Below are 13,742 nucleotides of genomic sequence, written 5' to 3' on the forward strand. Positions count from 1 at the left end.
GCAAAATGATAAAAACGGATTGAAGATTACTGTATATGTAAGAGAAAAGGGGCAAATTGTTGATTTAACAGGGTATGCAGTAAAGTACGAAGCAATTAATCAAATTGGACAGTTCGTTCGAGACGATGCCGAAATTGTTGATGCAAAGAATGGTGTATTTTCATATACGTTGTCCTCACAAGCTGTTTCCACATCGGATGATTGGACAGCTTATTTTGTTATGGAAAAAAGTACAGAAAGAATGAGTACACCAGACATTCGGATTACATTAAGACGAGATGTAAAAGAAGGTAATATTAAAATCGAAAACTATATTTCAGAGTTTGAGATTATTAAGAAAACGTTGGACGAGTTGCAACAGAAATTAAATACTATGAATGTAGTCAAAAAGACTGGTGACACTATGACAAACTCCCTCGCTATAGACCTTGCTACATCCGGTGGGTTGCTATTAAAGAGGGGTGGTACTAACGTTTCTGGATTGTTTGCTCGCCAGGGTTCAACTGGAAAAGGTGACCAAACTTACCTATATGATTACGTCGGAAACAAAATAGCTATGGATTATAACAGTAAAGATGGATTTACTTTCAATGACTCTACCAATTTAGTTAAGAAAGCTGGCGACATCATAAATGGATTACTTGAATTTAAGGTCGATAACGCAATTGTGTTAGGAAGTCGTTCTTTTAAATCAGTTATTCATAAGGGTTCACAGGGAGAGTTGATATTTGCTCCTTCTACAAAAGAACAAGGTGATTCTTGGGATTGGTCCAAACGAGTAGAATTTCGAACTGATGGGACAATTAGGCAAGCAACAGATACAGATTGGATTCAGATGTCAATCAACACAGCAAATGCGTCCAATGTTGAAGGAAGACAAGTTACTAGAGCAAAACGAAATGGTGACCAAGTTTCTGTTATAGGCTCTTTAAAGAATGTAAAAGAAGGACAAGTTGTATTCAATGTTCCAGTTGCAATGCGACCAGCCCAACAAATAACAGATGTTGTGATTATCGCCGGCCCACCGTATTCTATCTGTGAATTCAACATAGAAACTGGCGGGAATGTAAGAATATACAACATCACTACTGATAAAATTATTCATTTTTCAATTAACTATTTAGTGTAAAGAAGGAGCCGAGAATCACTTTTTTTGACAAAATAGGGCTTTTGTATAAAAAAATTCATGCATTCACTTAGAAAAGAGTTGTCTCATAGTATATAGAGATTGTCTTATTAAGATTTCAAAAGGGATGTGAATGTATGGAGGACGTATATGTAAAAATCGACAGCCTAAAAGCAGAGCAAAAAGAAATTATGCGAGATATTCGTAATTTAGAAACTCGTACAACGATAAACGAAAAAGATATTTCTAACATCAATAAGCAATTAGAAAAAATCAGTCTAAATACCACGTGGATTTTACGAATTGTTATTAGTGCAATAGTTATGGCAGTTTTAGGTTTGGTATTCAAGGGTGGGATTTAGAGTGTTCATATATAAGTATTTTTGAAAGAGGGACAAGCGTCTCTCTTTTTTTATCTTAAAGAAGGAGGAAAGAATGTGGATCGTATCGATGTATTATTAAAGGTTTTTATTGCCACTTTCGGTGGATTTTGTGGGTATTTCTTGGGAGGATGGGATGCAACATTGAAAATCTTAGTGACAATGGCAGTTATTGATTATGTAACTGGCATGATTGCAGCAGGGTATAACGGAGAATTAAAAAGTAAAGTTGGTTTCAAGGGCATCGCCAAAAAGGTGGTGCTTTTTCTTTTGGTTGGGGCAGCAGCGCAATTAGATGCAGCGTTAGGAAGTAATAGTGCCATCCGTGAAGCAACAATTTTTTTCTTCATAGGTAATGAGTTACTTTCACTTTTAGAAAATGCCGGAAGAATGGGCATTCCACTTCCGCAAGCTTTAAAAAATGCAGTTGAAATTTTAGGTGGCAAACAAAAAGAAGAAGAGAAAAAGGGAGATGTTCAATAATGGAAATTAGAAAAAAATTAGTTGACCCAAGTAAATATGGTACAAAGTGCCCTTATACAATGAATCCAGAATTTATCACAGTTCACAATACGTATAATGATGCGCCAGCAGAGAATGAAATTGCTTATATGATACGAAATAATAATGAGGTCTCATTCCACGTTGCGGTAGACGATAAAGAAGCTGTACAAGGCTTACCTTTAGAACGGAATGCATGGGCTTGTGGAGATGGGAATGGTTCAGGCAACAGAAAATCGATTAGTGTAGAAATCTGTTATTCTTTAAGTGGCGGGGATAGATATTATAAAGCGGAAAATAATGCAGCTATTGTTGTAGCTGGGCTCATGAAACAATACAACATTCCGATAAGTAAAGTTCGCACACACCAATCATGGAGCGGAAAGTACTGTCCTCATCGTATGTTAGCAGAAGGACGTTGGGGGTCTTTCATTGAAAGGGTGCAAAACGCATATAACGGTGGTGGTAATACAGCTCCATCTACACAACCGTCTAATAATGGTGTAGGTGTTGTTACAATTACAGCGGATGTCTTACGTGTTCGTACAGGACCAGGAACGAATTATGATATTGTAAAGAATGTGTACCGAGGGGAACGCTATCAATCTTGGGGCATTCAAAATGGCTGGTATAACGTTGGTGGAGACCAATGGGTATCAGGGGAGTATGTGAGGTTTGAGGGATAGTTTATTGTACTGATTAAAAACTGTTTGTATATGAATTAATAAGAAGTGCTCCTGACCAGGGAGCACTTCTGTAAAAAGGAGAAAAATCGAATGACATTTCATTCTATGTACAATAAGACGTAAGTATACAAAAAAGAACATTCCTGGTTGGATGGGAGGAATGTTCTTGTGTGGTTTCTCTTGAACCACTTTATATGTATGCAACGGAATCATGTTATATGACTTCAGAAATAAAAAAGCAATCCAGCGTGGAGAGGCCGGAATGCTTTTTCTGTATATAAAAAGGCATCATGTCAGGAGCAATTTAATATATGTTTCTAAAGTGCATAATGTTCCTTTAAAATAAAAAGACACCCTCCCCAGTTGAAGGTGTCAAAAATGTGGTGATTCTCTAGATGCATAAATAATATATGTAATAATAATGAAAGGTAGAACAGGATCTTGACTGTAAAATGAATGTAATTTATATTTTAAATACGTTCTCTAATCTATCTATGTACAGTAAAAATCCGTTCCCTTTTGGGGGCGGATTTTTTGCACTTATACCTAGAATTTTATACAAAAGAATAGTTTTATTACAATGAATAATAAAAACCAGAGCATTCTTTAGGAGTGCTCTGGTTACATAGGATGCTTATTATAAAAGAGGAACGTGTTAATTTTATTTTATGTAGCAACATGTTGAAATATGAGAAAAAGCATTCCAGATTGGTGAAGTCCGGAATGCTTTTTCTGTATAGATTGGTATGTTGTATGACATAGCCGGAGCAATTTATTATATGCTTCTAAAGTGCTTAACATGCTTTTGAAAAATACACTTTATTCAAAATAGAATCAGCTATTGACTAATAATTTTTGTTATATTATATTTTATATTCAACCATTCTTAACTGAAATAGTTAACCTAAAAATCCGTCTCCTTTTGGAGGCGGACTTTTTTGCATTTACATATCCCAAAAATCATCAGCTCTTATTTTAGGATCAAATTCCCGAAGTACTTTTAATATTTTCTTCATGGTTTTTTGTGTAGGATATCTATTAGGATTATTAGCTAGTTCTCCAATTGTATTTCTTCCTAAATCCGATTTTCGTATAAGCCATTCTTGTTCGATTTCATGTTTGTCCAAGAATTTTCCTAGTTTTGTACGTTTTTTACCAAGACCCCACATGTTTTCACCTCATTAATTAATTTGTTATATACAGTCATGTCCAATTTTCACTAAAAATAAAACCCCAAAAATGGTGAATATTGTCCAAGCTCTCCACAATATGATGTATCAAGGTAGCTGCCACGGTAAGAGAAATTCCAGTTACCAAAGTAGCTATCAAGATAGGAATAGGTGATTTTACCGAGGTAGTTATCAAGGTAAATTTTAGATTTCTATCAAGGTAGCTACCGTGGTTCCTATCAAGGTATTGCTACCTTGGTAATGTGGGTATGAACCTCTGATACATCAAGAATTTGAATTTTGTTTATAGAAGGGGAGGGAATGGAATGAGTGAGGATGTATTGGTGAAGGAAAATGCATATGAGATAATTGGGAATCAGATTAAGTTTTATTTGACTGAAGATCGGGCGAAAGGATGGAATCAAATTCCGCATCCACAATTTCGAAATGCAGAAGAGATTGGTAAATGGTGCGAAAGTTCGGCAAACGAAATGGTTTGTCATTGGGATGCTCTGAATCAAAATGCAATGAGTGTGTCTGATACTACCGATTTTCTGTATAGATGGATGAGTTGGTATGTAAAAGAACCATTGGACAGTACAGCATTAGAAATACGAAAACTACCAGATGAACTGGTAACCTTTATAACCAATGTTCCCTTTGACGCCTTTGAATTACTAAAACGTACTTCTTACATGGTTTTAGAATGTATCTATTTTGCTTTTGGATTCTTTTTATAAGGAGGAGGCAACATGTTTAAGAGAAAAGAAATCATTCCCTTTCGGGATTTCATGAATCAATCTTATAAGAAGCAAAAGCAAGTGAGAGCGTTTAGTTTGGAGCCACTTAGTCCCATGGCTTTCTTTCATATGTCTCAGCCTCTTGTACATACTTATGTAGCTTTAGGGGTGCTAGGAGGTCTTACAATTGGTGCAGTATTGCTAGAAAGGTATTTGATTCAAAATGATTATATTTCCGCAGCGAAATTTGTATCTGAAGGATTACATCATGGAATACGAATTGGTGGAATTGGCTTTGTTGCGTATGTTTTCATTCGTATTGTGATTATGTTCTAAGGAGAGATGATATGGAAATCATAAAAGAGTGGCTTCATAGGAAGGCTTTAAAACATCAACTCATTGAAGTATTTGATAAGGCAGGATTATATATGGAACATCAAACGGGTGGCGGAAAAGTGCCAATTTACCCTAAAATTCATGCTGTTTCTTCTTCCAAAGAAAGCGTGAAATATGTATTTACTATCCCAAACGGATTAGATCCAAAGACAATTGAAAAGAAATGGTTTTGCTTTCAGCAAATATTTGGACGGAATGTAGCGATTGAGGGGGACATTAAAAAGTTTGTACTCAATGTATTTTATTCTGATGCTGGTTTAAAACAATATAACTACAGTTATAAGAAATGGCAGCCATTATTACAAAAATATCGACTTCCTGTTGTGGTAGGACGGGACCAATTTGGAAACACGATTACGTATGACATGGTTGAAGCAAATACACCACATCTTTTAATCGCAGGAGAAACAGGAAGTGGGAAAAGTAGTATGGTGCGAGTTGTTCTTTCTACACTCATTCAATACATGTCTCCTAATAAATTGCATTTGTATCTGGGCGACTTGAAAAACTCTGAATTTCATTTCTTGAGAAGGGTGAAGCATGTAAAAGAGGTATGCATGGAAGAAATCGAAATGAAAATCATGCTTCAAAAAGTGTGGAAGGAAATATGCGAGCGCAGAAAACTCATGGAAGAATATGAAGTGGATCACATTGATGAGTACAACAAATTAAATCCTGATAAACAGAAACCCTATATTCTTTTAGCTATTGATGAAGTAGCGATGCTACAAGATGAAAAAGAATGTATGACGACAATAGAAAAAATATCGGCAGTTGGTCGGGCACTAGGCGTATTCCTCATGCTATCTATGCAAAGACCAGATGCAAAGGTGCTAGATGGTAAGTTAAAGCTAAATATGACGGTTAGAATGGGCTTTAAATGCGATAACACAATTAATAGTAATATTATGGGTACACCTGGATCAGAACACTTAGAGCAATCTGGCCAAATGATTTTAAAGTTAAATGGATTAAAGAAAGTGCAAGCTCCTTATTTAGAACTTAATAAAGCAAAGCAAATAGTTGAACCTTACCGTTTACTCAAAGAAGATATAACGCTTCAGAATTCGCTACAACAAGAACTTCCTTTGTTTGGAGTGTTGGAACATGAAGAGTAGAGATAAAGCGATTATAAAAGACTTATGCCGCTTTAGGTGCCTATCACGAGATGACATTATCGATTTGCATTTTCAAGGACTCAAGAAAGCTGTGACCAGTTGCAATACGGTTATGAAACGATTAAGGCGAGATGGGAGTGTGGACGTAAATGTGTTACAGAAACCATATATCTACTTTCCACAACCGAGTCCGATTCGAAAAACAAGTCAAAAGATTCCGCACTTCCTTGCTATTGTGAATGTATATAAGCAACTTCTTCAGTACGAAAAGCCTAAATTGTTTAAAGTCGAGCCGAAGTATGGTAAAGCATATATGGAGCCAGACATATTTGCAATTTGGCGACAATCTCCATTTTTCATAGAAGTTCAGAATTCGGTATACAGTAAGAAAGTAATGCAAGAGAAATTAAACCGATATGAAATTTACTTTCATAGTTTGGAATGGCAGCGAGAACTATGGCAACCCAAGAAATCCAAATACTTCCCTTCTCTTCTGGTAATTACCGATAGCCAGTATGACATCTCCTCTTCAAATTTTCGCATATTTCAAGCTAAATCCATTCACGATTTCATGAATCAAATGGTTGTTAAGACATAACAAGTTAACCATCAATAAATTCTTTGAAAAAAGCTAGTCCATTATCTTTATTTGCCTCACGATTTGCAAGGTTATGTATCTCTCTAAAGCTATCAATGTAGTTATAGACGATTCTTTTGAACGTTCGAGTAAAGTATCCAATAGGATTTTTCATCGATTTTCCATTATGCTCGTACTTATGTGTTTTAAAGTACAAAACAGAAGAAGCATTTGCAAGAAGGTTGTGAAATACATCTGTATCTGCTAATAAATTAAATTGTTTTGCAGCCTTCTTTGCAATGTTTCTGGCATTTTTGAAAGACTCATTAATCACATTGGGTGAAAAAGCAGTTTGTAATTCCATACGCATAGATTGTGGCACACGATAATCGATGAAGTCTAAATCATGTTGAAAAGATTGCGAAACTTCCTCTTTACGTTTATTTATATCTTTTATCTTTTGTTTTAAGGTTTTTGTAGTTGTTTTCTTGGTGTGACAAATTTCCACAGTTTTAGTAGGGGCTTCTGTGACAAGTTGTTCTTCCGTAATAATTGGCTGAATAATGATTATATTACTAGTTTGTCTCATGTCACTCTTACGTTTCATTTCCAGTTGCTTAATAATACCAAGTGATTCTAAGTGGTGGCATGCACGAATAACTGTTCTACGGCTAATATCAAGGTCTTCAGCAATGTGTTTTTTCGTTCTGAAAGATACACCAAGGAATTTAGAAGAATAGTTGTGCAATTTATTTAATACAGCTAATTGGTTTTTATTTAATTGATCAGCAAATTGCCTCTTATATGCGCGTACAGTGTCATTTAATTCCTTGAGAGTTTGAAAAGATACTAAGTTTTCGTATGTTTCTATGCTAGCAAGAATAGTAATTGCTTGTTTCTTTTTCATAAGGGCTCGTCTCCTTTGAAAATAAAAAAGCAACAGTATGCCACAAAATGTAAGCAAACTGTTGCGGAAGAACCCTTACGTACGGTAAAATAAAGTACATAAAGAGTTACAGCAAGTGTTTGCCTAGGTGATTTAGGCGGACGGTATAAGGGGTGTTGACGCACCTTTTATACACGCTGTGCTCTTTTATTTTTTTATTAGTTTAATTTTGATTTTTTCGGTAACGAATATGGTCACAAATCAACAGAAAAGTGTTGCCATTTACATTTTTCGATATAGCGAAAAACTGCTTAATATAGCTGTTTTGTGCTCTTTTTGGAAATTAAAGTTTTGTATATTAATGATTACTCTGATCATTGCGAATTGCATAATATCAACCTTTTAAAGGGCGTAGGTCACGAATTGGTAACGAAAATGATAAATCTTGTTCCATAAACGCAACTACTTCCGCTTGTTTTGACGGATATAAATGACTATATGTATTTAACGTTGTTGACACATCCGAATGTCCTAGTCTCTGGGCTACCACAAGTGGACTAACACCTCTATTTATTAAATAAGATGCATGGGAATGTCTAAATTCATGAAGTAGAATTTTAGGTATTCCAGAAGAAGCAACATATTTAGCAAAACGTTTATGAAGGGTGGCTGTCGCTATACTTGTGTAAAATTCACCAAATACAATATAATCATTTTTTATCGGTGCCCCTAATGTAGCATGTTCTTTTAATGTTTTCAATAAGTCTATGACAAGAGATGGTAGCATAATAATACGATTTGAGGCTTTGGTTTTTGGTTTTGTAATCTGTCTGTTATAGTTGGTTTTATTAATATTAATCGATTTTTCTTCAAAATTAATATCTGCCCATGTTAATGCTAGCAATTCGCCAGTTCTTGCACCGCTATAATAAAGAGTCGTAAAAAAGGCTTGATATAGTAAATCATCTACTACATGAATGAATTGTTTAAACTCATCAAATTCCCAAAAGTTTAATCGTTTATTCGATTCTTTTTCAAAGTTGCCAGCAATTCTCGCAGGATTACTTGTGAGACCATAAAATTTTATTGCGAAATTAAAAATTGAGGACAGTACGGTATGAATCTTTTTCAAATAAACAGCTGAATACTTATGAATAATTTCGTTTTGGTAGATCATGATATGCTTAGCAGTTATATTGTTGATTTTTGATTTTCCGAACTTTTCTAGTAAATGATTTTCAAGGATGGCTTTAATGGTGTTAATTGAAGATTGTTTTCTTCTTTGGCAATACCAATCAAAATAACTATCCGCGACTTGAGCAAATGTTAAATTTGAATTTGTTTCTTTTTCAATTAACATTTTTGCTTCAGCTTCACGTGCTTCTTTTTTCGTTTTAAACCCACGACGTTTTACTTGTTTTTGGGTACCATCAAACTGACGGACTCTGACCACAAAAAAATATGTTCCTCGTTCTTTATCTTTGTAGACCACCATAAGAACCCCTCCTGTATATATAAAGATTGATAATTAAATTTATTGGGTAGATTATAACTTGTTTGTTACCAAAAGAAAAGACTCTCAAAATAAATTGAGAGCCTTTCTTTGACTTTAACCACTTTAATTTTAATAACATATTACCTACATGAAAATAAAATTACCGTTTAAAACAGTATAACATATTTAGATTTAAAATTACCCAAAAAATAAACACTCCCACTACTATTAGTAGAAAACCGGTCATGATGATACAAGTAAGGGTAAAATCATATTACCATAATAATATCGTGATACATATTGAGAAAGTTCGAAAATTATTTCTTATGATATTCTAATATAATTCAGAATTGGTTGGGTGCACTACTTAAAAATTGGCGGGTTTCTACGTTAATTTGAGTGGAATATAATGAATAATGAACCAATATTCATTACGAATATAAAATATATGAAGATGCATTCAAATATTTTCAAGTTTTTTCTTTAATGCTATATTGAGAAATAAGTTTTAGAGTGGAATAGAATGCGAGTCCGTGCTAAAATTGGCTCTGTATACAGTATATGGGTTTCTGTCAAGTTAATAGACAGAATAATCGTAAAAAACAAAAAATAAAAAAACAGAAAACATAAAAACTCGCAGAGCGTGTGTAAGGGGTGCTTCTGCCAAAACCTCTCGCACCGTTCATCCTAAAGCTATCTTAGGAAAAACACTTGCATCATACGAGTTCCTCTTTAGTTTAACAGACATTCATCATTCGTAGTGCAGTTTAGAGGTTGAGAAAATGGGATGGTGAATTTTTATGTTTTAGAGAGGGGGAAATGTTTTTATGAGCTTTAATCAAAAAATATGTGATTTGATTGAAGATAGAGAGGATTTAAATTTAACAATTGTGGCCGAAAAAATGGATGTTCCTCTGCACTATATGTCAAAATTTAAAAATCAGGGAACAATTAGTTTTTGCAATTTACTTAAACTATCGCATGTTATGTCATTAAGTACAGTTGAATCAAAAGATTTGATGTATAACTGGTGTCTAGAATTAAATTCTACAGAATTAATTAAGCAGAGCTTCGAATATGCAGCTATTATTAGAGATACCGAATTATTAAACGAACTTATTAATAAGCATTTAAGTGAAGAAACATCTATACGAGAATATGTAGGCGTATATAAAATTTTGTATGATTACATGAAAGATACATTGCCAGGGAATGATATAGAGGTAGAACTGGAGAAATACGGAAAAATTCAAGATCCAGTTTTACGTGTTTTATCGGAAATTATGAAATGTTACAATTATTATTTTGATAAAAATTTTGAACGTATGTTTACAATTGGAAATGAAATTGAAAATTCTATTTTAGCTGTGAGTGAAAGCCGAAAATTATTTATAAGGAATTGTTATATTCACAGAATTGCAGAGCTATTTTGTACAGTTTGTTTGCAACTTAATGATTTAGAAGCTACTAGGCATTATGCGTATATTATAATTAACGCAAACATCTGTAATAAAACTGTTGCTGATGCATATTACCGACTAGGTATGTCTTATTTAATAGAGGATAAAGGACTTTGTTTACAGTATCTTGAACAAAGTCATGAAGTTTCTAAAAAATCGGGGATATTTGAATTAGAACAAGAGACAAGACATAATCTCTTATTGGCAAAAATATATTATGAAGATAGAGTATTAAATTTTGAAGAGATTGATCAAATAAAGAAGGCTTTTTATCAGAAAGACGATGATGATTTTGTAATCTTCTTTAGAGCTATTGCAAGTAAGGATTATGGAATTATGCATGAAGTTCTTGAACATTTTTTTGCACAATCTAATTATTTTTTTGCTGGTTTAATTGCAAGAAAGTTATATAATGAGGGTGATAGTCATCCAACATTAAAATGGATTATGGGGTACAAAAAAGAGAAAAGAGGGATTAATTTTGAAGAAAATTGTATTAATAATTTGTGCAATGACATTCATAATACCAATAACAGACAAGGTACTCGAAACAAAGAGTTATCAAATTAATAAAATACAAAAGATGGAACAGGGGACAAAACCTGGGGGCTGAAATAAAAAAAGACAACTAAAAGTTGTCTTTTTTTTATTGTATTTGATTTTATTTGGGGTATTTAGTAGCTAAAAATTTATTTTTAAAAGTTTTGCGAGTAAGATATTTAATAAATTTCAAGATGATAGAATGTAAGTGAGAGATGAGAATGAAAAAACATAGGGGGAATAGAAATGAAGAGAGAAGAGATTGTAGAACTATTTTTGAACACAATAGATGAAACTAAACCGGAATTAATTGAAGAGTACATAGAAGAAAGTTTTAGAATTTAAAAGATAGCCCGTCTCCAAGATGAGGGGCTATTTTTTTTCGTTATTATGATAATCTTCTAATGTTTTGGTTATTGCCAACATCTGTTGAAGTACAATTTCCTGTTTTTCCTCAGGGAGCGTATCTAATCGTTCCATAATTTCCTTAAATTTTGTGTGTTTCTTTATATCTAATTCGTTACCACGTCCTAGTAGGAAATCAGTTGTTACTTCTAATGTATCAGATAATTTTGCAATAGTATCTGGTGAAGGAAAACGTTCTTCGGATTCATAATAACCAATTACACGAGACGAAGCCCCTACCTTTTTTCCTAGGATTTCTTGCGTCCAGTTACGTTGTTTTCTGAGTTTTTTTATTCTAGCCCCTATACCCATCAATTTAATCACCTCATAAAGTTATTCATTTGAACAACTTGTTCTCTTTGGGATTAATCATAGCACATTATGTTCGAAAAGTCATTGACAATGTATAAATTGTTCGATATGATTATAATCGAACAAAACGTTCTTGTGGGAGGTAGACATGAAACAATCAATAATTTATCATAAAATCGCAAAACATTGTGGGGTTACTGAAAGATATATAAGAATGCTGGACAAAAAAGAGCGCAGCCCATCCATGGAAGTTGCTAAAAAAATAGCTGACTTTTTAGATGAATCAATAGAGGAGATTTTTTTTAACTCTGATACGAACGAAACGTTCGTTTTTGAACGATTTTATCCAAAGCTAATTGAAGGGAATACTTCAATCAGGAGTTGATGTAAATATAAAATATACAGGGAGTGATATGTATGTACAAAAACTTATTTATTGCTCGAAAAGAGCAACGTATGACTCAAGAAGCAATTGCGAATTTAATCCATATTTCACCGAGAACATATTTTGCTAAGGAACACGGTAAAAGTGATTTCACCCTAAAAGAAGCTCAGAAACTAGCAAAATACTTCAAAACAACAGTGGACGAGCTGTTTGAAAAATAAACAGAAAAGGTGGGAGGAGCATTTATGAAAAATGGTAAAAGACCAACCAAGAGAGAAAAGATACATATCAATTCATATAATTTAAATCCTGATAATTGGCTAATCTTTAAGAAAGTAGATGATGAATTGCATTTAGTACATCGTCATACGAACTCAATACGAGTCATTCCAAGTGCATAGGGTTGGTGGACTGGACAAGCATTATTAAAATTTAGGAGGGCTTTACATGGATGGATTAACAGTAGCAAACGAACTGGTATTTGAAAGTAAGGGTGAGGTAGTAACAGATAGTTTGAAAATTGCTGAGATGTTTGGAAAGGAGCACAAAAATATAAAACGAGATATCTTAGAAACAATTTCGAAATTAGCAAGTCTACAACATAATGCTGAAGTGGATGAACTAGGTATTAATTTTAATACGCTCAAATTTGAGCCCATTGAATATCGAGATAACCGCAATCGAATACAAGAAAAATATATTTTAAACTTCGATGCGTTTATGCTCGTAACTATGAGCTATACAACGCAAAAAGCAATGTTGCTAAAGGTAAAATACATCAATGAGTTTAACCGTATGAAAAACTATATTCAGAGCCAGCAACAAGTTCCTACAGATCCAATGAGTATTCTCAAACTTACTTTTGAAGCGCTAGAAGGGCAAAAGCAAGAACTCCAGCACATCAAATCAGATGTCAAAGATTTAAGAGAAAATGCTCCGTTATTCGCTGTAGAATGCGATGAAATATCAAATGCAGTCAAGAGTCATGGCGTTGCGCTATTAGGTGGTAAACAATCTAATGCATACCAACATGCGGGGATAAGAGGAAAGGTCTACCGTGATATCTATAACCAACTGTATCGTGAATTTGGAGTAACAAGCCATAAAGCAATTAAACGTGGTCATTTGGCACTCGCAACAAAGATTGTTGGAGCGTATACGTTACCTATTGTGCTGAGTGAGAAAATTAATATAGTAAACTCTCAAATTAAGTTCTCTGAGATGTAAAAAAAGTTGGAAGGAGGAAATAATCATGATGGAAGAAAGTGTTTTTTCAGTATGTATCACTGGGTTTCTGATTTGTGGGCTTTTACTTGTTGTTTATGCACTCGATAAACCAATTAAAGAATTTACAAAAGATGTGGAATGAATTTGAGAGGAGAAAGCGCTATGACGTTATCAGTTTTAAAGAAAGATGTACAGAAAAAACAAATACTAGATGAATTCTTGCAGCATTGTGAAAAGAAACAAATAGAGGCGATTCAAAAGAATGATCCATTGTTACTTTGCATTTGGATTAAAGAAGCACGATTGGCTCGACGGGAGCTTATAGCGCTATACCGTGAG

The 13,742-nt window shown here is 33.9% G+C and carries 17 protein-coding genes; 13 read left to right on the forward strand and 4 right to left on the reverse strand.

Annotation, left to right across the window (positions count from 1 at the left end; translation table 11 throughout):
- From ACQGS6_RS14525 to ACQGS6_RS14540, 4 genes are all read left to right on the forward strand, one after another.
- Window positions 1-1,129, forward strand: a 1,129-nt coding sequence (locus ACQGS6_RS14525) for a BppU family phage baseplate upper protein (protein WP_426965250.1), incomplete at its 5' end; no start/stop codon positions are given.
- Between the two features lie 134 nt (window positions 1,130-1,263).
- Window positions 1,264-1,488 (forward strand): hemolysin XhlA family protein, encoded by a 225-nt coding sequence (locus ACQGS6_RS14530; protein WP_086409874.1) that lies wholly within the window; start codon window positions 1,264-1,266, stop codon window positions 1,486-1,488.
- Window positions 1,489-1,563: 75 nt separating this feature from the next.
- A complete protein-coding gene (locus tag ACQGS6_RS14535) occupies window positions 1,564-1,989 on the forward strand; it encodes a phage holin family protein (protein WP_242316580.1) in 426 nt (141 codons plus the stop codon).
- On the forward strand, window positions 1,989-2,693 hold the full coding sequence (locus tag ACQGS6_RS14540) for an N-acetylmuramoyl-L-alanine amidase (RefSeq protein WP_242316581.1): 705 nt from the start codon (window positions 1,989-1,991) through the stop codon (window positions 2,691-2,693). The genes ACQGS6_RS14535 and ACQGS6_RS14540 overlap by 1 nt, the downstream gene beginning before the upstream one ends.
- Before the next feature lie 944 nt (window positions 2,694-3,637).
- On the opposite strand, the gene ACQGS6_RS14545 is transcribed toward ACQGS6_RS14540, so the two are convergent.
- Entirely contained in the window at window positions 3,638-3,862 is a 225-nt protein-coding gene (locus tag ACQGS6_RS14545; protein WP_000264500.1) for a hypothetical protein, read from the reverse strand.
- Between the two features lie 326 nt (window positions 3,863-4,188).
- Between ACQGS6_RS14545 and ACQGS6_RS14550 the strand changes: the two genes are divergently transcribed.
- Genes ACQGS6_RS14550 through ACQGS6_RS14565 form a run of 4 tightly spaced genes read left to right on the forward strand, consistent with a single transcriptional unit; the run spans window position 4,189 to window position 6,714 of the window.
- A complete protein-coding gene (locus ACQGS6_RS14550; protein WP_086409871.1) occupies window positions 4,189-4,602 on the forward strand; it encodes a hypothetical protein in 414 nt (137 codons plus the stop codon).
- Between the two features lie 12 nt (window positions 4,603-4,614).
- Window positions 4,615-4,938: a hypothetical protein gene (locus ACQGS6_RS14555; protein WP_242316582.1), complete on the forward strand. Its 324-nt coding sequence runs from the start codon at window positions 4,615-4,617 to the stop codon at window positions 4,936-4,938.
- An 11-nt stretch (window positions 4,939-4,949) separates the two neighbouring features.
- Window positions 4,950-6,116, forward strand: a complete 1,167-nt coding sequence (locus ACQGS6_RS14560; protein WP_242316583.1) for an FtsK/SpoIIIE domain-containing protein — start codon at window positions 4,950-4,952, stop codon at window positions 6,114-6,116.
- Entirely contained in the window at window positions 6,106-6,714 is a 609-nt protein-coding gene (locus tag ACQGS6_RS14565; protein ID WP_000842171.1) for a replication-relaxation family protein, read from the forward strand. The genes ACQGS6_RS14560 and ACQGS6_RS14565 overlap by 11 nt, the downstream gene beginning before the upstream one ends.
- A 4-nt stretch (window positions 6,715-6,718) precedes the next feature.
- Here ACQGS6_RS14565 and ACQGS6_RS14570 read toward each other — a convergent pair whose 3' ends face one another.
- Window positions 6,719-7,600 carry a helix-turn-helix domain-containing protein gene (locus ACQGS6_RS14570; protein ID WP_242316584.1) on the reverse strand — a complete coding sequence of 294 codons (882 nt, stop codon included), beginning with the start codon at window positions 7,598-7,600 and terminating at the stop codon, window positions 6,719-6,721.
- Between the two features lie 373 nt (window positions 7,601-7,973).
- Window positions 7,974-9,074: a tyrosine-type recombinase/integrase gene (locus ACQGS6_RS14575; RefSeq protein ID WP_000262044.1), complete on the reverse strand. Its 1,101-nt coding sequence runs from the start codon at window positions 9,072-9,074 to the stop codon at window positions 7,974-7,976.
- Between the two features lie 827 nt (window positions 9,075-9,901).
- Between ACQGS6_RS14575 and ACQGS6_RS14580 the strand changes: the two genes are divergently transcribed.
- Window positions 9,902-11,104 (forward strand): AimR family lysis-lysogeny pheromone receptor, encoded by a 1,203-nt coding sequence (locus ACQGS6_RS14580; RefSeq protein ID WP_000009557.1) that lies wholly within the window; start codon window positions 9,902-9,904, stop codon window positions 11,102-11,104.
- Window positions 11,105-11,446: 342 nt separating this feature from the next.
- Here the strand turns inward: ACQGS6_RS14580 and ACQGS6_RS14585 are convergent, their stop codons facing one another.
- Window positions 11,447-11,791, reverse strand: coding sequence for a helix-turn-helix domain-containing protein (locus ACQGS6_RS14585; protein WP_000511081.1), 345 nt, complete (start codon window positions 11,789-11,791; stop codon window positions 11,447-11,449).
- Between the two features lie 148 nt (window positions 11,792-11,939).
- On the opposite strand from ACQGS6_RS14585, the gene ACQGS6_RS14590 reads away from it, so the two are divergent.
- Genes ACQGS6_RS14590 through ACQGS6_RS14605 form a run of 4 tightly spaced genes read left to right on the forward strand, consistent with a single transcriptional unit; the run spans window position 11,940 to window position 13,403 of the window.
- The gene (locus ACQGS6_RS14590) at window positions 11,940-12,176 is read left to right on the forward strand and encodes a helix-turn-helix transcriptional regulator (protein ID WP_000813894.1); all 237 of its coding nucleotides are present in this window, start codon (window positions 11,940-11,942) and stop codon (window positions 12,174-12,176) included.
- A gap of 32 nt (window positions 12,177-12,208) precedes the next feature.
- Window positions 12,209-12,397: a helix-turn-helix transcriptional regulator gene (locus ACQGS6_RS14595; RefSeq protein WP_000277640.1), complete on the forward strand. Its 189-nt coding sequence runs from the start codon at window positions 12,209-12,211 to the stop codon at window positions 12,395-12,397.
- A 24-nt stretch (window positions 12,398-12,421) separates the two neighbouring features.
- Window positions 12,422-12,577: a DUF6906 family protein gene (locus tag ACQGS6_RS14600; RefSeq protein ID WP_000788399.1), complete on the forward strand. Its 156-nt coding sequence runs from the start codon at window positions 12,422-12,424 to the stop codon at window positions 12,575-12,577.
- A 46-nt stretch (window positions 12,578-12,623) separates the two neighbouring features.
- Window positions 12,624-13,403 carry an ORF6C domain-containing protein gene (locus tag ACQGS6_RS14605; protein ID WP_242316694.1) on the forward strand — a complete coding sequence of 260 codons (780 nt, stop codon included), beginning with the start codon at window positions 12,624-12,626 and terminating at the stop codon, window positions 13,401-13,403.
- Window positions 13,404-13,742 lie beyond the last annotated feature (339 nt).

Origin of the sequence: Bacillus sp. GMs2/2 (assembly GCF_050172095.1) — a bacterium.
Lineage (GTDB): Bacteria > Bacillota > Bacilli > Bacillales > Bacillaceae_G > Bacillus_A > Bacillus_A cereus.